Source organism: Streptomyces sp. MMS24-W38 (assembly GCF_059889265.1).
In genome coordinates, this window is the sequence record NZ_JCBCPP010000001.1 from 5,444,712 (window position 1) to 5,467,105 (window position 22,394).

Below are 22,394 nucleotides of genomic sequence, written 5' to 3' on the forward strand. Positions count from 1 at the left end.
CCCGATCCGGCCGACCCAGCTCACCGCGTCACGCCCGACAACCACTTCCGACCCAAGGACGGTCTCCCGATGACCACGGACAGTTCGAGCCCGAGCAGATCCGCAGCGGACGGCATCAGCACCTTCAAGGGGCAGGAGCGCGCCCTGCGCGCCGACCGCCTCGGCACGGGCGGTCTGCTGCTCTCCGTGCTCGCCGCGACCGCCCCCCTCATGGTGGTCGCAGGTGTCATGCCCACCACATTCGCGGTGATGGGCATCGTCGGCCAGCCCCTGCTCTTCGTGGTCCTCGGCACCGTGCTGGTGCTGTTCAGCCTCGGCTACGCCGAGATGAGCCGGCACGTCCACAACGCCGGCGCCTTCTACGCGTACATCTCCCGCGGCCTCGGCGGCACCGCCGGAGCGGGCGCCGCCATGGTCGCGCTGGTCGCCTACAACGCGCTCCAGGTCGGCATCTACGGCATCTTCGGCTTCGAGGTCTCCGGGCTCTTCGCCACCTACGCCGGTCTGGAGGTCGCCTGGTGGACACCGGCGCTCGCGGCCGCGGTCGCCGTCGGCGCGCTGGGCTGGCTGAAGATCGACGTCAACGCGCGCGTGCTCGGCGTCCTGCTGGTCATCGAGGTGCTCCTGGTCGTCGTCTTCGACGTCGCCGCCATCGCCGACCCCGGCAAGGAAGGGCTGTCACTGCACGCCTTCGACCCGGACACCCTCACCGGCGCCGGCGTGGGCACCGCCCTGTGCTTCTGCATCGCCGCCTTCCTCGGCTTCGAGCAGGCCCCGGTCTACGCGGAGGAGACCAGCCGGCCGCACATCCTGGTGCCCCGCGTGATGTTCCTCGCGGTCACCGGCGTCGCCGTCTTCTTCGCGATCAGCAGCTGGGCGCTCACCGTGGCCACCGGCCCCGCCGATGTCGTCGCCACCTCGCAGGAGCAGAGCGCGGGACTGCTCTTCCACCTGACCGAGGCCCGGCTCGGCGGCACCTTCACGGACGTCCTGCACGTCCTCTTCGTGACCGGCATGTTCGCCGCGCTGCTCAGCTTCCACAACGTCGTCGCCCGGTACGCCTTCGCCATGGGCCGCGAGGGCCTGCTGCCCGGCGCCTTCGGCCGCACCACCGGCACCAGCGGCGCCCCCGGCACCGGTTCGCTGCTCCAGACGGGCATCGCCGTGGTGCTCGTCCTCGCCTTCGCACTCACCGACGACAAGCCGGTCGGCGACCCGACCGCGCCCGTCCTGCACTTGTTCACCTGGTTCGGCAACATCGGCGCCCTCGGCGTGATCGTGCTGATGGCGATCGCCTCGCTGTCCGTCGTCGTCTTCTTCGTCCGCCGCGGGGCCGCCGGAGCCCAGGCCTGGCGGCTGGTCACCTCGACGCTGGCGGGCCTCGCCCTGGTCGTGATCGCCGGATACACCGTCAAGGACTTCGACGTACTCGTCGGCGCCGGCCCCGGCTCCGTGCTGAGCCGGCTGCTGCCCGGCGTCATCGGGCTGGCCCTCGTCGCCGGCCTGGTCCAGGGCCTGGTCCTGCGCGCCCGCGCGCCCGAGGTCCACGCCAGCATCGGACTCGGCAACGAGGCCTTCCAACTGGACAAGGAGGCCGAGCGCGGCGCGTAGGACGGACGGGCGACGCACGTCCGAGGGAACGCGTCGGCCCCGGCGGGTCCGTGGACCCGCCGGGGCCGTACAGGCAAGGCGGTGGCCGGAAGGGCTCAGGAGGCGAAGTCCAGCAGGACCTTGCAGGACCGGCTCCGGTCCGCGGCGAGCGTGAACGCCGACTCCGCGTCCCGTACCGGCACGACCGCGCTGACCAGGTCGTCGAACGACGGCTCGGCCGCGAGCAGGTCGAGTGCCGCGTCGAACTCGGTGTCGAAGCGGAACGCCCCGCGCAGCTCGATCTCCCGGCTCACCACCAGGTTGCCCGCGAACGGGCTCTGCCCCGCCGGGAGCATGCCGAGCTGCACGACGACTCCGCCTCGCCGCACGTGCTGCAGACAGGCTTCCAGCCCCGCGGCCACGCCGGACGCCTCGATCGCCACGTCGACCTCCGCCGGCCACCCGGCGTCGTCCGGGTCGTCGGCGCGGACGAGGGTGTCGGCGCCCGCGGCCCGCGCGTACTCCAGCGCCTTCGGCAGCAGATCGGTGACGGTCACCTTCGCCGCCCCGGCTGCCTTCGCCGCCGCCACGACCAGGCAGCCGATGGGCCCGGACCCGGTGACCAGCACATGCCGGCCGGCCACCTCTCCGGCCCGCCGCACCGCGTGCAGGGCGACGGACAGCGGCTCGGCGAGAGCCGCCCGCCGCAGCTCCAGCCCGGCGGGAAGCGGACGCAGCTGCTCGGCGGGGACGACGATCCGCGCCGCGAAACCGCCCTGCACGTGCGGGAAGCGCGCCGCGCTGCCCAGGTAACGGGTGTCCCGGCACACGTTGCGCCGCCCGTCCACGCACTCGGGGCACACCCCGCACGGGGTCGCCGGGTGCACGGCGACGGCCGTGCCGGCGGCCGGGCCCGAGGCCCCGTCACCGTACGAGACGACGGTGCCGACGACCTCGTGCCCGAGCAGCATCGGCTCCCGGAGCCGGAAGTCGCCCACCCCGCCGTGCCGCCAGTAGTGCAGGTCGGACCCGCACACCCCGCCGTACCGGACGGCGACCAGCGCCTGACCCGGGCCGGGGGTCGGCACCGCCTGCTCCTCGACCCGCAGGTCGCCCTGACCGTGAATCACGCAACCGAGCATCTCCGCCACCTCTTTCACAGCACGCTCGTCATGCCGCCGTCGACGTACAGCACCTGCCCGCCGACGAAGTCGGCCGCGGGGGAGGCGAGGAACAGCACCCCGCCCACCAGGTCCTCGGTACGCCCCCAGCGCCCGGCGGGCGTCCGCCCCCGCACCCAGGCGCTGAACTCCTCGTCCTTCACCAGCGGTTCGGTCAGCTCGGTCTCGATGTAGCCGGGGCCGAGCCCGTTGACCTGGACCCCGTACGGGCCCCAGTCCGCGCACATGCCCTTGGTGAGCATCTTCAGCGCGCCCTTGGTGGCCGCGTACGGCGCGATACCGGGGCGGACCACCTCGCTCTGCAGCGAGCAGATGTTGATGATCTTCCCGTGGCCGCGTTCCGTCATCCCGCGGGCGACCTCCCGGCCGACCAGGAACGCGCTGGTGAGGTTGGTGTCGAGGATGCGGTGCCAGTCGGTGTCGGTGAACTCCAGCAGCGGGGCCCGCAGTTGCATGCCCGCGTTGTTGACCAGGATGTCGAGCGGGCCCACCCGCTCCTCCACATCCGCGATCCCCGCGGCCACCGAGGCGCTGTCGGTCACGTCGAACACGGCCGTGTGGACGTCACCCGGCAGTTCGGCCGCGACCTCGGCGAGGCGTTCGCCGTCCCGACCGTTGAGTACGACCCTGCAGCCCGCCTCGAGCAGTCCGCGGGCGAGAGCGAGTCCGATACCCCGGCTGGAGCCGGTCACCAGGGCCGTGCGGCCGCTGATGTCGAACAGAGAATGAGCCGTCATCTTTCCGTACCCCTATATGACGAGCGAGAGCAGCAGGACCAGACCACCGGCGACCACCGAGATGATCGTCTCCATGACCGACCACGTCTTGATGGTCTGGCCGACGCTCAGGCCGAAGTACTCCTTCACCAGCCAGAAGCCGGCGTCGTTGACGTGGCTGAAGAAGACCGAGCCGGCGCCGATGGCGAGGACCAGCAGGGCGGCGTGCGTGGTCGAGAGGTCGGCCGCGAGCGGCGCGACGAGGCCGGCCGCCGAGATGGTGGCCACGGTCGCCGAACCGGTCGCCAGCCGGATCGCCACCGCGATCAGCCAGCCCAGCAGCAGCGTCGGGATCGACCAGTCCTTGGAGATCTCCATGATCATCTGGCCCACGCCGGAGTCGATCAGCGTCTGCTTGAAGCCGCCGCCCGCGCCGACGATCAGCAGCATGCCCGCGATGGGGGCGAGCCCCTTCTCGACCAGCTGCGAGATCCGCTCCTTGCTGAACCCGGCGGGCATGCCCAGGGTGAAGATGCCGACGAGCACGGAGGCGAGCAGGGCCATCATCGGGGAGCCGATGACGTTGAAGACGCGCTGAACGCCGTTCTCCGGGTCGTCGACGACGATCTCGACCAGGGCCCTGCCCAGCATCAGCACGACCGGCAGCAGGATGGTGAACAGGGTCGGACCGAAGCCGGGGCGCTTCTCCAGTTCCTCGGAGGCGCGCTGCGGGATCATCCGGTCGGGAACCTGGGCGTCCACCCAGCGGTCGGCGTACTTGGCGAACAGCGGACCGGCGATGACCACCGTCGGGATGGCGATGAGCACACCGAGCGCCAGCGTCACGCCGAGGTTGGCGCTGAGCGCGTCGATGGCGACCAGCGGGCCGGGGTGCGGCGGGACCAGACCGTGCATCACGGACAGACCGGCGAGCGCCGGGATACCGATGCGCATCAGGGAGAAGTTGCCGCGCTTGGCGACCATCAGCACGACCGGGATCAGCAGGACGACGCCGACCTCGAAGAACAGCGGCAGACCGATCACCGAGGCGATCAGCACCATGGCCCAGGGCATGGTGCGGCCCTTCGCCTTGGCGAGGATGGTGTCGACGATCTGGTCGGCGCCGCCGGAGTCGGCGAGCATCTTGCCCAGGATCGCCCCGAGGGCGATGAGCACGCCGACACCGGCGACGGTGGAGCCGAGTCCGGCACTGAAGCTGGCTATGGCCTTGTCGAGGGGCGCCCCTGCGAACGCGCCGAGCGCCAGTGACCCGATGGTCAGCGCCAGGAAGGCGTGCAACTTGTACTTGGTGATGAGCAGGACGATGACGGCGATGCCCGCCAGGACGGCGATGCCCAGCTGAGCGTGGCCGGCCGAGGTGATCGGCTCGGGTACGTCCGCTGCCAGCATCTCGACACTGAGTCTGGTCACGGTGGATCCCTTGTCAGTACGGGGAGTTGGAGAAAGAACCGGGACGACGGGGGCGTGTCCCGGGGAATGTGGGGTCCGGGGCGGGACCTACGGAGCCGGCTCGGAGAGGGCCTCGAGGGCGGTGGCCGCCCGCTCGGTGATCTCCTCCGGGCCGCCCGTCACGTCCACGGCGATTCCCACCTCGTCCGGCTCCAGCGGCTGGAGCGTGGCGAACTGGGAGTCGAGCAGGGCCGTGGGCATGAAGTGCCCCTCGCGGTGCGACATCCGGTCCTCGATGAGCGCGCGGTCACCGGTGAGGTGCACGAAGATCACGCCGGGCGCGGCGGCCCGCAGCCGGTCGCGGTACGCGCGCTTCAGTGCCGAGCAGCTGACGACCCCGCCGAGACCGGCCCGCCCGCGCGCCCAGTCACCGATGGCGTCCAGCCAGGGCAGTCGGTCCTCGTCGGTGAGCGGAGTGCCGGCCGACATCTTGGCGATGTTGGCTTCCGGGTGGAAATCGTCGGCCTCGGCGTACGGGACGTCGAACCGGGTCGCGAGCAGGGGACCGATGGTGGTCTTGCCGGTGCCGGCGACGCCCATGACCACGACGACATGGGGGGTGTTCATCGCTGCCTCACTGTCTTATGTCTTCGTTGACACGTGATGTCGAGGCAACTGAAACCTATTGGTAAGACGAATACAAGAGCGTGTGACACAAACGTCTGACTTTTCTCTTCTGTGATCTGCCCCGTACTCTGTGTCCATGAGCGCAACGGGCCGAGGACTGCACGGCCGTGTACTGGACACCCTCGGCCCCGAGATCACCGCGGGCGAATACCCGCCGGGCAGCGTCCTGCGCACCGACGAACTCGCCCAGCGCTTCGACGTATCGCGCTCCGTGATGCGCGAGGTGGTCCGCGTGCTGGAGTCCATGCACCTGGTCGAGTCCCGGCGCCGTGTCGGCGTGACGGTCCTTCCGACCTGCGAATGGAACGTCTACGACCCCCAGGTCATCCGCTGGCGCCTGGCCGGCGCGGACCGCCCCCGGCAGCTGCGCTCGCTCACGGTGCTGCGCTCGGCGATCGAACCGGTCGCGGCGGGCCTGGCCGCCCGTCATGCCACCGCCGAGCAGTGCGCCGAACTCACCGAGTGCGCCATCGGCATGGTCGCCAACTCACGCGGTCACAAGCTGGAGGGCTACCTCGTCCACGACATGGCCTTCCACCGCGTGATCCTCAACGCGTCCGGCAACGAGATGTTCGCCCGCCTCGGTGACGTCGTCGCCGAGGTCCTGGCCGGCCGCACGCACCACGACGTGATGTTCGACGACCCGGACCCGGCCGCCGTCACGCTGCACGTCCAGGTCGCGGAGGCGGTCCGCGAGCGCGACGCCGTCCGCGCGGAGGAGCTGACCCGTCAGATCACGGTCGGCGCACTCGAGGAACTGGACATCCTGGCGCCCTGAGTGACGTCAGCTCAGAAAGTCCCCGTCGACGTACACCCACGCCCCGTCCACCCGCTCGAAGCGGCTGCGCTCGTGCAGTGAGCCGCCCCGGTAGGACGCCCGGAAGGTCACCGTCCCGGTGGAGTGGAAGGCGGACCCGCCGTCGGTGTCCAGGATCTCCAGCCCGGTCCACCGCATCCCCGGATCGAGATCCACCCGCTCCGGCCGCGTCCGCGGATGCCAGGTCCGCAGCAGATAACCGGCGTCCAGCCGCACGAAGGCGCAGTACCGAGACCGCATGAGCTTCTCGGCGGTCGGCGCGGCGGCGGATCCGGAGTGGTACCGCCCGCAGCAAGCCTCGTACGTCTCGGGCAGCCCGCAGGGGCAGGAACGCGTGGTCATGACGACCATTCTGTCCTGTCGGCGTCGAAGCGGAAGCCCGGTGTGCGCGGCGGCCTGTGCTTGACGCGCCGACCCGGACGAGCGGGCAACGAAGAAGGGCCCCTGAAAATCAGGGGCCCTTCTTCGTTCTCACTGGTGTCCGAGGGGGGACTTGAACCCCCACGCCCGATAAAGGGCACTAGCACCTCAAGCTAGCGCGTCTGCCATTCCGCCACCCGGACAAGGTGTTTGACGCGCGGGTTTCCCCGCTGCGACGAAGTAAACATTACCAGGCTTTCCGGGGTGGCTGATCACCCCGGTGGGCGCGTTGCCGGGCTTGCCCCGTCCCGGAGTGAACGCCGTGTGACGGGCCGGGCCCGGTCTTGGGGCGGACGCGCCCAGGGGAGAGGATGAGGGGGACCCACCAGCAGCGACAGCGGGAGGAACCACGTGAGCGCGACCGACACGGCCAGGGGCGTCACCGGTGAGGACGAGGTCGTGGACCTCTGCCGCGAGCTGATCCGGATCGACACCAGCAACTACGGCGACCACTCGGGCCCCGGCGAGCGCAAGGCGGCCGAGTACGTCGCCGAGAAGCTCGCCGAGGTGGGCCTGGAACCGCAGATCTTCGAGTCCCACAAGGGCCGCGCCTCCACCGTGGCCCGTATCGAGGGGGAGGACCCCTCACGGCCCGCGCTGCTGATCCACGGCCACACCGACGTCGTGCCGGCCAATGCCGAGGACTGGACCCACCACCCCTTCTCCGGTGAGATCGCCGACGGCTGCGTGTGGGGGCGCGGCGCCGTCGACATGAAGGACATGGACGCGATGACGCTGGCCGTCGTCCGCGACCGCATGCGCAGCGGACGCAAGCCCCCGCGCGACATCGTCCTCGCCTTCCTCGCCGACGAGGAGGCCGGCGGCACCTACGGTGCCAAGCATCTGGTCCGCAAGCACCCCGAGCTGTTCGAGGGCGTCACCGAGGCGATCGGCGAGGTCGGCGGGTTCTCCTTCACCGTCAACGAGAAGCTGCGCCTCTACCTCGTCGAGACCGCCGAGAAGGGCATGCACTGGATGCGGCTCACCGTCGGCGGCACGGCGGGCCACGGTTCGATGACCAACGACGACAACGCGATCACCGAACTCAGCGAGGCGGTCGCCCGGCTCGGTCGGCACAAGTGGCCGGTACGGGTCACCAAGACCGTACGGGCCTTCCTGGACGAGCTCTCCGACGCCCTGGGCACCGAGCTCGACCCGGAGAACATGGAGGAGACCCTCGCCAAGCTCGGCGGCATCGCCCGCATGATCGGCACCACGCTGCGCAACTCGGCGGCGCCCACCATGCTCGGCGCCGGCTACAAGGTCAACGTCATTCCCGGCCAGGCCACCGCCCACGTCGACGGCCGCTTCCTGCCCGGGTACGAGGAGGAGTTCCTGGCCGACCTGGACCGCATCCTCGGCCCGCGGGTGAGGCGGGAGGACGTGCACGCCGACAAGGCGCTGGAGACCGACTTCGACGGCCGGCTCGTCGACGCCATGCAACTGGCGCTCGGCGCCGAGGACCCGATCGCGCGGGCGGTGCCGTACATGCTCTCCGGCGGCACCGACGCCAAGTCCTTCGACGACCTCGGTATCCGCTGCTTCGGCTTCGCTCCGCTGAAGCTGCCGCCGGAGCTGGACTTCGCCGGCATGTTCCACGGGGTCGACGAGCGGGTGCCGGTGGACGGTCTGAAGTTCGGCGTGCGGGTGCTCGACCGGTTCCTGGACGCCTCCTGAGGTATTCCGGCGGTTCCAACAATCGTACAGACGTGCGGAGTTGACCGGGAAGAGTGAATGCGACGATAAGCTCGTAGCCTCATTACTCCTTCCTCGTTACCCGTGATGTGATCCGCGACTTGGGATCGCATTGCCAACGAGGAGGAATAATGATCAAGAAGGTCGTCGCTGTCGCCGCCGCCACCGGTGGGCTGGTTCTCGCGGGTGCGGGCATGGCCGCCGCCGATTCCGGTGCCCAGGGTGCCGCCGTGCACTCCCCGGGTGTCCTCTCGGGCAACGTCGTTCAGGCCCCGGTGCACGTCCCGGTGAACGTCTGCGGCAACACGGTCTCCGTGATCGGGCTGCTGAACCCCGCCGTCGGCAACGTCTGCATCAACCAGTGACGTTGTGCCTCGCCCCTTAGGGCAAGCATTTCCAGTGTTTGAGCTCGTCGGCCCCGGGGCGCGCCATGCGCTCCGGGGCCGACCGGTCTCGCAGAACGTCGGAACACCGGGAATCCGGCGGACGGAATTCCCGGCCCAAGGTCGAAAGCAGGGATTTCAGCTATGCGACAGGTCACTCGCAAGGGCCTGATGACCGTGGCCGCCGCCACCGGCGTGATCGCCGCCGCGGGCGGGGTCGCCCACGCCGACTCCGGCGCGCAGGGCGCCGCCGTGGGTTCGCCCGGCGTCCTCTCCGGGAACACGGTGCAGGCGCCGGTGCACGTGCCGGTGAACGTCTGCGGCAACACCGTCGACGTCGTCGGCGTCCTCAACTCGTCCGTGGGCAACTCCTGTGCCAACCAGGGTGGTTCCACCTCGGCCGGCCACGGCGAGTCCGGCAACCACCGTGACTCCGGCGGCCACGGAGGTGCGCACGCCGACGGACACACCGCCGGCTCGCCCGGCGTGCTCTCCGGCAACCAGATCCAGGCCCCGATCCACATCCCGGTGAACGTCTGCGGCAACAGCGTGGACGTCATCGGCGCCGGCAACGCCGCCACGGGCGACGACTGCGCCAACGGCGACTCGGGAACCCCGGGCACCCCGGCAAAGCCACAGGAGCCCGGCGACGACCCGAGCACGCCGTCCGCTTCGCGCGACGAGACCCCGGCCGGTCCCTCGCAGGGCAGCCGGCCGGGCCCCCGGTCCGTCGCCGCGCCCCAGGCCGACGCGCAGCTCGCCCGGACCGGCAGCGAGCTGCCGGTGGGTCTGGCCCTGCCGGTCGGCGCGGGCGCGCTGCTCGCCGGAGCGGTCCTCTACCGCAAGGCACGGGCCGCCGCGTGACACCGGTCACACGGAGCGGGCCCCGCGACCGCGGGGCCCGCTCCGTGGCTGATCTCGTAGCTGTCGACAGGCGGCCCGAACTCACCAGGTCGCGCGTACCTGGCGGATGATCCGCCGCCGCAACCGCACCTTGCGGCTGCCGTCGTGCAGCAGGCTCAGACGGTCCAACTCCCAGTGACCGTACTCTGCGTGGTCCGTCAGCAGACGTGCCGTCTCCTTGCGGGAGACCCCGCGCGGTACGTACACGTCGACAAATTCGTATTCCGGCATTGCATCTATTGTGCGTGCTGGGCCCCGGTACGGATAGCGTCTGCACTATGTCTGATGCTGCGCAGCCCACCGCTGCCGAGGTACGCGCCGCCGCCGAGGCGGTCAAGACCGCGCTCGACCGCCACCTGGCCGCGGTCGAGCGCCGGTCGGGGGAGGACGACCCGGCCGTCTACGAGGCGTTCAACGAGCTGGCCGTGGCCGCTGAGGCGTACGACGAACTGCTCTACGACCGCCACGACGAGGTGACGCCCTTCGAGATCCCCGGTGCGGAGGACGCCCTGCCGCCCTACACCGGACCGGAGGAGCCGAACGCGCTGAGTGTGCTGATCCGTCGCGACTACGCCGTCGTGGAGCCGCAGCGGCTGCTGGCGCACGCACAGCGGATCGAGGCGGCGGACGACGAGGAGGGCTCGGACGCCTCGGACACCGTCCACGGCGCGCTCGGCGTCCTGTTCGGCGAGTACGAACCGGACGAGATCGCATCCCGGCACAAGGAGTTCGGCCTGGAGGAGGGGGACTCCACGCTCTGGGTGACGGCATCGGACGAACCGGCGGAGCCCGGTGAATGGCTGGCGGCCCCGTTCGAGCAGGTGGACCCGGCCCGGGTCGTGTGCCGCTTCGACGTCAGCGCGGTCTTCGACGAGGACCTGGACGAGGACCTCGACGACGACAGGGACGACGACAGGGACGACGACCTCGAGGTCCGGCAGGTGCGGATCCTGGACGAGGACGAGGACCTGGAGCCCCTGGAAGCGGATCGCTGACCGGGCCCGGGACCCGGACGCACGGCGACGGCGGTGACACCCTCGGTGTCACCGCCGTCGCCGTCGCGGGTGGCGGGAGTCAGCCGGCCGCTGCCGGAATCTGCGGCGCCAGCAGCACCGGGAGCCGGGTCGTCCGGGGCTTGGCCGCCACCTCCGCCACGGCGTGCGGCAGCGCCTGCTCCACACCGTGCACCACGGACAGATGGCGCTCCGCCCGGCTGAACGCGGTGTACACCCAGGGCCTGCTCAACGCCGGAACGGCGTCGCCCGGCAGCACCACGACCACCGCGGGCCACCGGCACCCCACGGCCTGGTGTGCGGTCAGCGCCCATCCATGCCGTACGGACTGCTCCACGCGCTCCTGCGGTACGACGACGGCCTCGCCCGCGCAGGACAGGTGCAGGCCGTCGGCGTCGGCCCGCACCACCCGGCCCGGCACCGTACGGCCCCGGGCGGGGGAGTAGGCGATCCGGTCGCCCGGGTCGAATCCGCCGAAGCGCCCCGGCCCCGGATTGAGCCGCTCCTTCAACGCGGCGTTCAGCGCGCGCGTGCCCACCGCGCCCCCGTGCCCCGGGGCGATCACCTGCGTCTCCTCGGCCGGCACCCCGATCGCGCGCGGCACCGAGTCCACCACGAGCTGCACGGTCCGGTGCACGGCCTCGCCCGCATCCCGCACCGGCACGATGACGACCTCCTTGCCGGGCGCCGCCACCTGGTTCAGCTCACCGACGCCGATACCGGAGACCAGTTCGCCCAGTGGCCCCGGATCCGGCCGCCGGGAGGCGATCTGCGGGCAGGCGCGCGCCGCCAGCAGATCTGCGAACACCCGTCCCGGACCGACGGACCACAGCACCCCCGGATCCCCGGCCAGCACCAGCCGGGCACCGTCCGGCAGCGACTCCGTGACCAGCGCGGCCGCCTCGACGTCCAGCTGAGGAGCGTCCAGGACGACGAGCAGATCCAGTCGCAGCGCCCCGTCGGCGTCCCGCCCCGGCCCCTCGGCACCGGACAGCAGCCCGGCGACGGTGGCGATCCCGGAGCCCTCGGCTCCGGCTCCGGCACCGTCGGCCGCCCCGGCAGCCTCCAGCAGGGCCGCGAACCGGGCGCGCCCGATCGGGCCGTGTGCGGCGGCCCAGGCGCGCAGCCCGAGCCCTTGCGCCGCCCGCAGCAGGGCCGCCGGCTCGGTGAGGGACGCCTGCCCACCGGTGTGCAGGACGAGGCCGTGGCCGGCGACCGCGCGGATCAGCTCACCCCCGGAGCCGCCCGCCGAGGCGGCGGCCCGCTCCCACTCCGCGCCCGGACCGTCCTGCCGGGGAGCGGAGCCGACGAGCCGGGCCAGGCCGTCGGCGAGGCTCTCCTCGGCCATCGCGTACCGTTCCAGCCCCACGAGGACCCTGACGGGCCGCTCCTCCTCCGCTCCGTCCTCGCTCTGCCCGGCTCCGGCACCGCCCCGCTGCGGTACCGGAACGCCTGCCTCCGGTACCGGGTCCTGGAAGACGAGGACGTCACCGTCCGAGATCGCGTTCCGCACGGCCCCCTCGGCATCCGGCACCCCCTGTTGCTCGAGGGCGGCGGTCAGCACGGACATCTCCAACGCGGTGTGCCCGGCCGCCGCGGCCTGCTCCAGCAGCCACCCGGTGACGGCCCGCACCCGCCGCGCGTCGTCCGGCCCGGCAGCGGAGCCGAGCAGCGCACGGGCGAACCCGTCCGCCTGCGCGGGCCGGACACCGGTCACCCGCAGCAACTGCCACGGATCGGCGCGCAGGGCCTCCTCGGCCCCCTCACCCAGCACTCCGGCGGTCCGTACGGCGAGCGTCTCGGGTGCACCGCCCTGGGCCAGCACCGCGCTTACGGCCGCGACCACTTCGGTGGCGGGGGCCGCCTCGACGGTCATCGGCGGCGCCGGTCGCGCCGGTTCGGGAGCGGGCCGCCGCGGCGCGGGCCCTGCCTCCTCGAACACGGCGGCCACCGGCTTCTCACCGCTCTCCACGGCCCGCACGGCGGCGAGCAGATCGGCGGCCCGGCCGCTCAGCTTGGCGCCGGCCTCGATCGGCTCCCGCCGCTCCGCCTTCCGCCGCTCGATCCGTTCCCGCTCGGCCCGCTGCGCGAGCAACTCGGCCTCGGCCTCGGACACCTGTCGCCCCCCGGCCGCGTCCCCGCCCCCACCGTCCTCCGTCTCCGCGGACGCGGAGGCGTCACCGGAGGCGGTGTCCGAGGTGGCCTCCGCCCCGGCCCGTGCGGTCCGGGCCGACTCGTCCGGCGTCCCCGGCTCGGCGTCCTCCGCGGTCTCGGACGGCTCCGCGCTCTCGGACGGCTCCGCGCTCTCGGACGGCTCCGTGCTCACAGCGTGCTCCAGTCGTGATCGGGATAGCGGTGCACGGGCGCCGACACGTCGTCGAGCGCCCGGCAGATCTCGTCAGGAAGACTAAGCGCCTCCACTGACAGTGCCGCCGCGAGCTGCCGAGCGTTGCGCGCGCCGACGATGGGAGCGGCCACGCCCGGCCGGTCCCGCACCCACGCGAGGGCGACCTGGAGCGCGGTCACGGCGAGCCCGTCCGCCGCCGTGGTCACGGCGTCCACGATCCTGCTCGCCGTGTCGTCGAGATACGGCGCGACGAACGGCGCCATGTGCTCGGAGGCACCCCGGGAGTCCGGCGGCAGGGCGTCGCCCCGGTACTTGCCGGTCAGTACGCCCCGCCCGAGTGGCGAGGACGGCAGGATCCCGATCCCCGTGTCGGCGGCCGCCGGCAGCACCTCCCGCTCCACGCCCCGCTGGAGCAGCGAGTACTCCATCTGGATACTCGCCAACCGGGCCCGCACCCCCGGCGCGGCGAGCTGCCAGGTCGCCGCCTTGGCCAGCTGCCAGCCGCAGAAGTTGGACACCCCGGCATAGCGGGCACGCCCGCTGGCGACGGCGATGTCGAGGGCCTGGAGCGTCTCGTCCAGCGGGGTGGAGGGGTCGTAGGCGTGGACGTGCCACACGTCGACGTGATCGGTGCCGAGACGGGCGAGCGAGGCGTCCAGCGCGGAGAGCAGATGGCCGCGCGAGCCGTCGAATCTGCGCTCCGGGTCCGGTACGCTCCCGGCCTTCGTCGAGATGACGAGGTCCCGGCGGGGCACCAGCCCGTCCATGAGCTGCCCGAGCAGGTACTCGGCCTCCCCGTCGCCGTACACGTCGGCGGTGTCGACGAGGGTCCCGCCCGCTTCCCAGAACGTCTTCAAGAGGTCCGCGGCGTCGTGCTCGTCGGTGTCCCGACCCCAGGTCAGGGTCCCGAGACCGATGCGGGACACGCGCAGGCCGGTACGGCCGAGATGCCTCTGCTCCATGAACGCCGAGATTACTGGCCGACACCTGCGGTGTGGGTACCTGTGGACAACTGATTCCCCCGGGTTTCCCCAGGTCCCCTCGGTCCGATCTCCCACGGCGCGGCACCGCCCCCCGGCCCGGCCGTCGGCGGTATAGGGTCACCGCAAGCGACGTTACTGATGGGTAAGGGGAGAGGGTCATGCAGCTCGGGATCAACCTCGGCTACTGGGGTGCCGGAATGGACTCGGACAACCTCGCCGTGGCGCAGGAGGCCGACCGCCTGGGATACGCGGTCTGCTGGGCCGCCGAGGCCTACGGCTCCGACGCGGCCACCGTGCTCACCTGGGTCGCCGCCCAGACCGAGCGGATCGACGTCGGCTCGGCCATCTTCCAGATCCCCGCCCGCCAGCCCGCGATGACCGCGATGACCGCCGCCACCCTCGACTCCCTCTCCGGCGGCCGGTTCCGCCTCGGTCTCGGCGTGTCCGGCCCGCAGGTCTCCGAGGGCTGGTACGGCGTCAAGTTCGACAAGCCCCTCTCACGGACCCGCGAGTACGTCGAGATCGTCCGCAAGGCCATGACGCGCGAGCGTCTCTCCCATGACGGTGAGCACTGGACCCTGCCCCTGCCCGGCGGTCCGGGCAAGCCCATCAAGCTCACCGTGCACCCGCAGCGTGAGCACATCCCCCTCTACATCGCCGCGATCGGCCCGAAGAACCTCGAGCAGACCGGTGAGATCGCCGACGGCGCGCTGCTGATCTTCCCCTCCGCCGACCACCTGGAGGACACCGCCGTCAAGCACATCAGGGCGGGCCGCGAGAAGGCCGGCAAGACCCTCGACGGCTTCGACATCTGCCCCACGCTCCCGCTCGCCGTCGGCGACGACAAGGACGTCGCCGCCCTCGCCGACACCTTCCGTCCCTACACCGCGCTGTACGTCGGGGGCATGGGCAGCCGCAAGCAGAACTTCTACAACCAGCTCGCCGGGCGCATGGGCTACGAGCGGGAAGCCGCCGAGATCCAGGACAAGTACCTGTCGGGCGACAAGCAGGGCGCCGCCGCGGCCGTGCCGCACGACCTGATCGACTCCACGACGCTGCTCGGCTCCGTGGACCGCATCGCGGACCGGATGAAGGCCTATGCGGCAGCGGGGGTCACCACCCTCACCCTCGCCCCCGCGGGCTTCACCCTCGACGAGCGCCTCGCCTCCCTGCGCGCCGGCACCGAGGCGCTGGAGCGCGCGGGCCTCGCGTAGGCCCTGCCCCGGGGCGCCGCAGGTGAAGTCTCCACGGCCGTGGCGGGGGCTCGGGGGTCTTCCCCGCCACGGCCGTCCCCCATCACAACGCCCGGCAGCCCGCTCCGGTTACGCCCCCGTGTCCCCGCGCCCGTCCTCCTTTTGGCGGAGTTGCCGGGCACACCTGTTGCCGTGCGCGCCTCCTCGCAATTGACTCGTTCTTCGCGGACCACGGAACACCGGACCACGGAACCACCGGGCCAGGGAACGTGCGGAATCGTTGTGGAGAGGGGCCCAAGATGCTGTCGGCCAAGAGTCTGTTCCAGGAGATCCTCGACGACGACGACTCCTTCGCGCTGTTCTGCTCCATCGCCGCCGGCGGCGAGGCGCAGGGCGGCTGGGAGAACGCCCGGATCGCGGCCCTGGTTCCCGAGAGCCAGCGAGGACTCGCCCCCAAGATCACCAGACACGGCGCCGACGAGGACAAGCACGGCCGCATCTTCGACGCCCTGATGAAGAAGCGCGGCGTGCGACCGGTCCCCGTCCCGCCCGAGACCGACTACACCATGCTCCTCGAGCGGAGCGGTATCGGCCTGGCGCACGACAGGCTCAGGCGCGACGAACCGCTCACCGTCCAGGACATCGTCGTCTACCTCGCGCACAGCCGCGTCACCGAGCAGCGCGCCTCCGAGCAGATGGAACTGCTCCGCAAACACTTCGCCGACCACCCCGAACTCGGCCGCGCCGTCACGATGATCTCCCACGACGAGGACAACCACCTCGCCTACTGCCACGAGGAACTGCTGCGCCTCGCGTACGCCGGGCACGGCCGAGCCATCCAGCGCACCCTGCGCGCGTGCGCGCTCACCGAGATCCGCGTCCACCGCGACGTCAGCCTCGCGGTGATGGCCCGGATGGGAGACATCCTCGGCTGGTCCCGGGCCCGAGGGGCGCTCCTGGCGGCCGGCATCCACGCGGTGTACGCCTACGAGCGCCTGGGCGGCTGGCGCCGCATGGTCTCCCTGAGGATGCCGGAACGCCGCGACGCCCTGGGCGGCCCCGCGAGCACCGAGCCCGAGTTCGCCTGACCCCTGGACGGGCCCACGCCCCGCTACATCCACCCGCGCGGCTTGAACAACCGGTACAGGAGCACCTCCAGCGCGGCCATCACCAGGATCACCGCCGGATAGGACCACTCCCACCGCAGTTCCGGCATGTGCTCGAAGTTCATGCCGTAGATCCCCGCGAGCATGGTGGGGATCGCGGCCATGGCCGCCCACGCGGAGATCTTCCGCATGTCGTCGTTCTGACGGACGCTCACCTGGGCCAGATGCGCCGAGAGGATGTCCGAGACCAGCCGGTCCATCCCCTCCACGGAATCGTTCACGCGCGTGAGGTGGTCGTGCACGTCACGGAAGAAGGGGCGCGCCTTCTTGGACACGAGGGGCACCGCCGCACCGAACACGCCCGCCTCCGTCAGCCGCGCCATCGGCGTTGTCAGCGGCCCGGTCGCCCGGCGGAACTCCAGGACATGCCGCTTGAAGGTGTAGATCCGGGACGCGGTGAGCCGGGTGCCGGCGCCCTCCGGTGAGAAGACCTCCGCCTCCAGCTCCTCCAGATCGGTCTGCAGCTCGGTCGCCACGACGAGATAGTGGTCGACGGCGGCGTCGGCGATCGCGTACACCACCTACGTCGGTCCTTTGCCCAGCAGCTCCGGTTCGTGCTCCAGCCGGCTGCGTACGGTGTTCAGCGGGGAGCCCTCGCCGTGCCGGACGGTCACCACGAACGAGTCGCCCAGGAAGATCATGACCTCGCCGGTGGAGACGACGGCGCCGTCCGGCTCGTGCTCGACCGGCTTGAGGACCATGAACAGCGAGTCGTCGTACACCTCCAGCTTGGGCCGCTGATGTGCCTTGAGGGCGTCCTCGACCGCTGGGGGTACCTCCCATGCCCGTTCAGGGCTGTGGGGGAGGATGAAGGCCGAACTCCCGCGAGACCAGGGCGAACTCGTCCGTCGTCGGCTCGTGCAGCCCGATCCGGACGAAACCCTTCGCCTCCCGCGCGTCCTCCAGCGCGCCGGAGAAGTCCTCGGGCCCCTCCGTACGGTGCCCGTCCCGGTAGACGGCACAGTCGACGATCACGGAACGCGATCTCCCTTCACCAGCCGGCCGGTACGCCCGGCGGCACAACCGCCGGCCCACCCGGCACAGCACCTGACGGCACACGCGCGTGCGCCTACCCTGGTCCGCATGCCCACGTTGCTCCTGGTCCGGCACGGACGATCCACCGCCAACACCGAGGGACTGCTCGCCGGCTGGTCGCCAGGCGTCGCCCTGGACGAACGCGGGGCCACGCAGGCCGCCGCGCTGCCCGGACGGCTCGCCGAGCTGCCCCTCTCCGAGATCGTCGCCAGCCCTCTCCAGCGCTGCCAGGAGACGATCCAGCCGCTGCTGAGGGCCCGGCCCGGCCTCACCGCCCACACCGACGAACGCATCGGGGAGTGCCACTACGGCGACTGGACCGGCCGCAAGCTCGCCGAACTGAAGGACGAACCCCTCATGGAGGTGGTGCAGGCCCATCCGTCGGCGGCCGCCTTCCCCGGCGGGGAGTCCATGCGCGCCATGCAGACACGCGCCGCCGAGGCGGTGCGCGAGTGGAACGCGCGAGTGGAACGCGATCACGGCCCCGACGCCGTGTACCTCATGTGCTCGCACGGGGACATCATCAAGTCCCTCGTCGCGGACGCGCTCGGACTTCATCTCGACCTCTTCCAGCGGATCTCCGTCGAGCCGTGTTCCATCACCGCGATCCGCTACACACGGCTGCGCCCCTACCTCGTCCGACTCGGCGACACCGGTGACTTCGCCTCCCTGGTGCCGCGCGAGGAGCCGCCCGCCGACGACGCCCCGGTCGGGGGCGGTGCGGGCGCACCGTGATCGTCGGCCGCAGTAGGGTGAAGCGGTCACAGCAGCGCCGCGTCAGCCGTCTTGGCTGATCCCCGTACCCACGACTCTCAATGGAGACAGGACGTGTCCCGTCAGGTGTTCCTCTACGACCAGCCGGAACGTTTCGTGGCCGGTACGGTCGGACTGCCAGGGCGCCGTACGTTCTTCCTCCAGGCCTCAGCCGGCTCCCGGGTGACCAGCGTGGCTCTGGAGAAGACCCAGGTCGCCGCGCTCGCCGAGCGCATGGACGAACTGCTCGACGAGGTCGTGCGCCGTAGCGGGGGCAGCGCCGCGGTGCCCGCCGTGGCACCGGCCGAGATCGCCGACACCGCCCCGTTGGACTCCCCGGTGGAGGAGGAGTTCCGCGTCGGAACCATGGCCCTCGCCTGGGACGGCGAGGAGGAGTGCATGATCGTCGAGGCGCAGGCACTCGTCGAACTGGACGCCGAGTCCGAGGAGGACCTCGCCGAGGCGGAGGAGCGGCTGCTCCAGGACGAGGAGAACGGGCCCCCGATGCTCAGGGTCCGGCTCACCGGTGTCCAGGCCCGTGCCTTCGCCAAGCGCGCCCTCGACGTCGTCAACGCGGGACGGCCGCCGTGCCCGCTGTGCAGCCTCCCCCTCGACCCGGAAGGACACGTATGTCCGCGCCAGAACGGATACCGCCGCGGGGCGTGACCACCGCCGACCCCGCGGACGCGGTGCTGCTCGCCGAGGGCGAGCTGACCGTGCGCGGACGCATCCGTGAGGCGTCGAACGCGGCGCTGTACTGCATCGTGACCCACGAGGGCCGTGAGGCCGCCTGCGTCTACAAGCCCGTCGCGGGGGAGCGCCCCCTGTGGGACTTCCCCGACGGGACGCTCGCCGGGCGCGAGGTCGCGGCGTACCAGGTCTCCGAGGCGACCGGCTGGGGACTGGTGCCGCCCACCGTGCTGCGGGACGGGCCGCACGGCGAGGGCATGTGCCAGCTGTGGATCGAGGCCGCGCCGGAGGCGGAACTGCTCGCGCTGGTGGACCGGGAGGAGCCCGGACCCGGCTGGAAGGCGGTCGGGTTCGCCGAGGTGGGCGAGGGACGCACCGCGCTGCTCGTGCACGCCGACGACGTACGGCTGCGGCGGCTGGCCGTGCTCGACGCGGTGATCAACAACGCCGACCGCAAGGGCGGGCACCTCCTGCCCACGCGGGACGGCCGGCTCTACGGCATCGACCACGGGGTCACCTTCAACGCCGAGGACAAGCTGCGCACCCTGCTGTGGGGCTGGGCGGGGGAACCGCTGACCGAGGAGGTGCGCGACGTCCTCGAGGTCCTCGGGAAGGCACTCGCCGAAGGCGGCGCGCTGGCCGCCTCGCTGGCCCCGCTGATCACCCGCGCGGAGATCGACGCCACCCGCGCGCGGGTGGCGTCCCTGCTCGCCTCCGGCGCCCATCCGCAGCCCGGCGGCCGGTGGCCGGCGATTCCCTGGCCACCCGTCTGACCCGGGCGCCGGCACGCGGTTCCCGCGCGACGGGGCACGTCCGGCGGTGGTGCGCAAGAGTGCCTTCCCGGTCGTCCGAGCCGCTCCGGTTCGTATTGGGGACCGCGGTCCGGTTACGCTCATGAGATGCATGCCTGGCCCGCTTCCGAGGTCCCCGCCCTTCCCGGTCAGGGGCGCGACCTGAGGATCCACGACACCGCGACCGGGGGCCTGACCCCGCTCGACCCCGGCCCCGTCGCCCGTATCTACGTCTGCGGCATCACCCCGTACGACGCCACCCACATCGGACACGCCGCGACGTACAACGCGTTCGACCTCGTTCAGCGCGTGTGGCTCGACACCAAGCGGCAGGTTCACTACGTCCAGAACGTCACCGACATCGACGACCCGCTGCTGGAGCGGGCCGAGCGGGACGGCGTCGACTGGGCCGCGCTCGCCGAGCGGGAGACCCGGCTCTTCCGCGAGGACATGACGGCCCTGCGGATGCTGCCGCCGCAGCAGTACATAGGCGCGGTGGAGGCGATACCCGGCATCGTCCCGCTCGTCGAACGACTGCGTGACCTCGGCGCGGCCTACGAACTCGAGGGCGACGTCTACTTCTCCGTGGAGTCCGACCCGAACTTCGGGCGGGTCTCGAACCTCGACGCGGCCGCCATGCGGCTGCTGTCCGCCGAACGAGGCGGCGACCCGGACCGCCCGGGCAAGAAGAACCCCCTCGACCCGATGCTCTGGATGGCCGCCCGCGAGGGCGAACCCAGCTGGGACGGCGGGTCGCTCGGCAGGGGCCGGCCCGGCTGGCACATCGAGTGCGTGGCCATCGCCCTCGACCATCTGGGCATGGGCTTCGACGTCCAGGGCGGCGGTTCCGACCTGGCCTTCCCGCACCACGAGATGGGCGCCTCGCACGCCCAGGTGCTCACCGGCGAGTTCCCCATGGCCAAGGCGTACGTCCACGCCGGCATGGTCGCCCTGCACGGCGAGAAGATGTCCAAGTCCAAGGGCAACCTGGTCTTCGTGTCCCGGCTGCGGCGCGACGGCGTCGACCCGGCGGCGATCCGGCTGGCGCTGCTCGCCCACCACTACCGCGCCGACTGGGAATGGACGGACCAGGTCCTCCTGGATGCCGGGCCCCGGCTCGAACACTGGCGGGCCGCCGTCTCCCGCCCCGACGGTCCGCCCGCCGAGGCGCTCGTGGAGGAGATCCGCGAGGCCCTGTCCAACGACCTGGACGCCCCGGCCGCCCTGGCCGCCGTCGACCGCTGGGCCTTGGCCCAGGAGCAGAACGGCGGGACGGACGCGGGCGCGCCCGGCATCGTCTCCCGTGCGGTGGACGCCCTGCTCGGCGTGGCCCTGTAGCCGCCGGCGCCCCACGACAGGAGCGAACGGTCGAGGGGGGTGCCCCGTCCATGGACGGGGCACCCCCCTCGTTCCGGTCAGTCCTCCGAGGAATCCTCGCCGTCCGCGTCCGGCTTCGGCGGATTCGGCGAGCGGGGCCGGCTGCCCGGGCCCTCCCGCCGGAACGACGGGCCGTCCCCGCCGTCGGCCGTGGCGTGCCCACCGGGCTGCGGCGGGCCGGACCCACCGTCACGGCGGCGCAGATAGCGCTCGAACTCGCGGGCGATCGCCTCGCCCGACGCCTCCGGCAGCTCGGCGGTGTCCCGGGCCTCCTCCAGTGACTGGACGTACTCGGCGACCTCGCTGTCCTCGGCGGCCAGTTGGTCCACTCCCACCTGCCAGGCGCGCGCGTCCTCGGACAGTTCGCCCAGCGGGATGCGCACGTCGATCAGGTCCTCGAGCCGGTTCAGGAGGGCCAGCGTCGCCTTCGGGTTGGGCGGCTGCGACACGTAGTGCGGGACCGCGGCCCACAGCGAGACCGCCGGGACACCGGCGTGCGTGCACGCCTCCTGGAGGATGCCGACGATCCCCGTGGGGCCCTCGTACTTGGTCTCCTCCAGATCCATACGGCGGGCAAGGTCCGGGTCTGACGTGGTCCCGCTGATCGGGACCGGACGGGTGTGCGGGGTGTCACCGAGCAGGGCGCCCAGGACGACCACCATCTCCACCCCGAGTTCATGGGCGAACCCCAGCAGTTCGTTGCAGAACGAGCGCCAGCGCATGGACGGCTCGATACCGCGGACCAGTACCAGATCGCGTGGCTTGTCGCCGCCGACCCGGACCACCGACAACCGCGTCGTCGGCCAGGTGACCTTGCGGACCCCGCCGTCCATGAACACCGTGGGCCGGTTCACCTGGAAGTCGTAGTAGTCCTCGGCGTCCAGCGCCGCGAACACCTCGCCCTTCCATTCCCTGTCCAGATGCGCGACCGCGGTGGAGGCGGCGTCGCCGGCGTCGTTCCAGCCCTCGAACGCGGCCACCATGACCGGGTCGATCAGCTCGGGAACCCCCTCGAGCTCGATCACCCAGCGCCTCCTTCCGACGTGCCCTCGCGTACGCACCAACCTTACGGCGTGCCAAGGGGGCGTACGCAGCCCCCTTGCTAGGGGAATGACCGAAGACTGCCCTGGAAGGCACCCGGAAACACCCCGCGGTGGCCGGAGCCGTCCGGGAGCGCGAGCGGCCCGGTGGAGCCCCTTCCCGGTACCGGCTCCCGTGGGGGAACCGGTACCGGCGCCCTGCCC

At 71.8% G+C, this 22,394-nt stretch carries 21 protein-coding genes, 1 tRNA gene and 1 pseudogene; 12 read left to right on the top strand and 11 right to left on the bottom strand.

The genetic code is table 11. The features are described 5' to 3' along the window. Positions 1 to 69: 69 nt before the first annotated feature. Positions 70 to 1,611: an APC family permease gene (locus AC6F7H_RS23825; protein ID WP_500758943.1), complete on the top strand. Its 1,542-nt coding sequence runs from the start codon at positions 70 to 72 to the stop codon at positions 1,609 to 1,611. Positions 1,612 to 1,706: 95 nt separating this feature from the next. Here AC6F7H_RS23825 and AC6F7H_RS23830 read toward each other — a convergent pair whose 3' ends face one another. From AC6F7H_RS23830 to AC6F7H_RS23845, 4 genes are all read right to left on the bottom strand, one after another. Further along, a complete protein-coding gene (locus tag AC6F7H_RS23830) occupies positions 1,707 to 2,732 on the bottom strand; it encodes an L-idonate 5-dehydrogenase (protein WP_500758945.1) in 1,026 nt (341 codons plus the stop codon). 14 nt (positions 2,733 to 2,746) lie between these two features. Then, positions 2,747 to 3,508, bottom strand: a complete 762-nt coding sequence (locus AC6F7H_RS23835) for an SDR family oxidoreductase (RefSeq protein WP_500758946.1) — start codon at positions 3,506 to 3,508, stop codon at positions 2,747 to 2,749. A gap of 12 nt (positions 3,509 to 3,520) precedes the next feature. Next, the gene (locus AC6F7H_RS23840; RefSeq protein ID WP_500758947.1) at positions 3,521 to 4,918 is read right to left on the bottom strand and encodes a GntT/GntP/DsdX family permease; all 1,398 of its coding nucleotides are present in this window, start codon (positions 4,916 to 4,918) and stop codon (positions 3,521 to 3,523) included. Between the two features lie 87 nt (positions 4,919 to 5,005). Then, positions 5,006 to 5,524: a gluconokinase gene (locus tag AC6F7H_RS23845; protein ID WP_500758948.1), complete on the bottom strand. Its 519-nt coding sequence runs from the start codon at positions 5,522 to 5,524 to the stop codon at positions 5,006 to 5,008. A gap of 136 nt (positions 5,525 to 5,660) precedes the next feature. On the opposite strand from AC6F7H_RS23845, the gene AC6F7H_RS23850 reads away from it, so the two are divergent. Next, positions 5,661 to 6,362, top strand: coding sequence for a FadR/GntR family transcriptional regulator (locus AC6F7H_RS23850; RefSeq protein ID WP_500758949.1), 702 nt, complete (start codon positions 5,661 to 5,663; stop codon positions 6,360 to 6,362). Positions 6,363 to 6,368: 6 nt separating this feature from the next. Here AC6F7H_RS23850 and AC6F7H_RS23855 read toward each other — a convergent pair whose 3' ends face one another. Together AC6F7H_RS23855 and AC6F7H_RS23860 are read right to left on the bottom strand one after the other, a co-directional pair. Further along, a complete protein-coding gene (locus tag AC6F7H_RS23855) occupies positions 6,369 to 6,743 on the bottom strand; it encodes a YchJ family protein (RefSeq protein WP_500758951.1) in 375 nt (124 codons plus the stop codon). Between the two features lie 133 nt (positions 6,744 to 6,876). After that, positions 6,877 to 6,964, bottom strand: a tRNA-Leu gene (locus AC6F7H_RS23860). 208 nt (positions 6,965 to 7,172) lie between these two features. On the opposite strand from AC6F7H_RS23860, the gene AC6F7H_RS23865 reads away from it, so the two are divergent. The 3 genes from AC6F7H_RS23865 (at position 7,173) to AC6F7H_RS23875 (ending at position 9,763) form a co-directional block, all read left to right on the top strand. Beyond that, complete coding sequence (locus tag AC6F7H_RS23865; RefSeq protein ID WP_500758952.1) at positions 7,173 to 8,498, top strand: M20/M25/M40 family metallo-hydrolase; 1,326 nt, start codon at positions 7,173 to 7,175, stop codon at positions 8,496 to 8,498. 149 nt (positions 8,499 to 8,647) lie between these two features. Further along, a complete protein-coding gene (gene chpH / locus AC6F7H_RS23870) occupies positions 8,648 to 8,881 on the top strand; it encodes a chaplin ChpH (protein WP_363044676.1) in 234 nt (77 codons plus the stop codon). 162 nt (positions 8,882 to 9,043) lie between these two features. Next, positions 9,044 to 9,763 (top strand): chaplin, encoded by a 720-nt coding sequence (locus AC6F7H_RS23875; RefSeq protein WP_500758953.1) that lies wholly within the window; start codon positions 9,044 to 9,046, stop codon positions 9,761 to 9,763. A gap of 81 nt (positions 9,764 to 9,844) precedes the next feature. On the opposite strand, the gene AC6F7H_RS23880 is transcribed toward AC6F7H_RS23875, so the two are convergent. After that, the gene (locus tag AC6F7H_RS23880; RefSeq protein WP_109380500.1) at positions 9,845 to 10,033 is read right to left on the bottom strand and encodes a DUF5703 family protein; all 189 of its coding nucleotides are present in this window, start codon (positions 10,031 to 10,033) and stop codon (positions 9,845 to 9,847) included. Between the two features lie 47 nt (positions 10,034 to 10,080). Here AC6F7H_RS23880 and AC6F7H_RS23885 point away from each other — a divergent pair, with 47 nt between their 5' ends. After that, entirely contained in the window at positions 10,081 to 10,797 is a 717-nt protein-coding gene (locus AC6F7H_RS23885) for a hypothetical protein (RefSeq protein WP_500758954.1), read from the top strand. A 79-nt stretch (positions 10,798 to 10,876) separates the two neighbouring features. Here AC6F7H_RS23885 and AC6F7H_RS23890 read toward each other — a convergent pair whose 3' ends face one another. After that, complete coding sequence (locus AC6F7H_RS23890; RefSeq protein WP_500758955.1) at positions 10,877 to 13,141, bottom strand: helix-hairpin-helix domain-containing protein; 2,265 nt, start codon at positions 13,139 to 13,141, stop codon at positions 10,877 to 10,879. Continuing rightward, positions 13,138 to 14,124: an aldo/keto reductase gene (locus tag AC6F7H_RS23895; RefSeq protein ID WP_500758956.1), complete on the bottom strand. Its 987-nt coding sequence runs from the start codon at positions 14,122 to 14,124 to the stop codon at positions 13,138 to 13,140. The genes AC6F7H_RS23890 and AC6F7H_RS23895 overlap by 4 nt, the downstream gene beginning before the upstream one ends. Positions 14,125 to 14,303: 179 nt before the next feature. Here AC6F7H_RS23895 and AC6F7H_RS23900 point away from each other — a divergent pair, with 179 nt between their 5' ends. Both AC6F7H_RS23900 and AC6F7H_RS23905 read left to right on the top strand, forming a co-directional pair. Next, a complete protein-coding gene (locus AC6F7H_RS23900) occupies positions 14,304 to 15,359 on the top strand; it encodes an LLM class F420-dependent oxidoreductase (protein WP_457457281.1) in 1,056 nt (351 codons plus the stop codon). 278 nt (positions 15,360 to 15,637) lie between these two features. Then, positions 15,638 to 16,426, top strand: a complete 789-nt coding sequence (locus tag AC6F7H_RS23905) for a ferritin-like domain-containing protein (RefSeq protein ID WP_500758958.1) — start codon at positions 15,638 to 15,640, stop codon at positions 16,424 to 16,426. A 23-nt stretch (positions 16,427 to 16,449) separates the two neighbouring features. On the opposite strand, the pseudogene AC6F7H_RS23910 reads toward AC6F7H_RS23905, so the two are convergent. Next, positions 16,450 to 17,479: pseudogene (locus tag AC6F7H_RS23910) on the bottom strand (magnesium and cobalt transport protein CorA). 108 nt (positions 17,480 to 17,587) lie between these two features. On the opposite strand from AC6F7H_RS23910, the gene AC6F7H_RS23915 reads away from it, so the two are divergent. The 4 genes from AC6F7H_RS23915 to mshC all read left to right on the top strand — a co-directional run bounded on the left by AC6F7H_RS23915 (position 17,588) and on the right by mshC (position 21,111). Continuing rightward, positions 17,588 to 18,274: a histidine phosphatase family protein gene (locus AC6F7H_RS23915; RefSeq protein ID WP_500758959.1), complete on the top strand. Its 687-nt coding sequence runs from the start codon at positions 17,588 to 17,590 to the stop codon at positions 18,272 to 18,274. 93 nt (positions 18,275 to 18,367) lie between these two features. Beyond that, entirely contained in the window at positions 18,368 to 18,958 is a 591-nt protein-coding gene (locus AC6F7H_RS23920; protein WP_109380493.1) for a DUF3090 domain-containing protein, read from the top strand. Further along, the gene (locus AC6F7H_RS23925; RefSeq protein ID WP_500758960.1) at positions 18,922 to 19,755 is read left to right on the top strand and encodes an SCO1664 family protein; all 834 of its coding nucleotides are present in this window, start codon (positions 18,922 to 18,924) and stop codon (positions 19,753 to 19,755) included. Before AC6F7H_RS23920 ends, AC6F7H_RS23925 begins: the two co-directional genes overlap by 37 nt. A gap of 126 nt (positions 19,756 to 19,881) precedes the next feature. Then, on the top strand, positions 19,882 to 21,111 hold the full coding sequence (gene mshC, locus AC6F7H_RS23930; protein ID WP_500758962.1) for a cysteine--1-D-myo-inosityl 2-amino-2-deoxy-alpha-D-glucopyranoside ligase: 1,230 nt from the start codon (positions 19,882 to 19,884) through the stop codon (positions 21,109 to 21,111). A gap of 77 nt (positions 21,112 to 21,188) precedes the next feature. On the opposite strand, the gene AC6F7H_RS23935 is transcribed toward mshC, so the two are convergent. Continuing rightward, positions 21,189 to 22,175, bottom strand: a complete 987-nt coding sequence (locus AC6F7H_RS23935) for a PAC2 family protein (RefSeq protein ID WP_109380490.1) — start codon at positions 22,173 to 22,175, stop codon at positions 21,189 to 21,191. Positions 22,176 to 22,394: the final 219 nt, after the last annotated feature.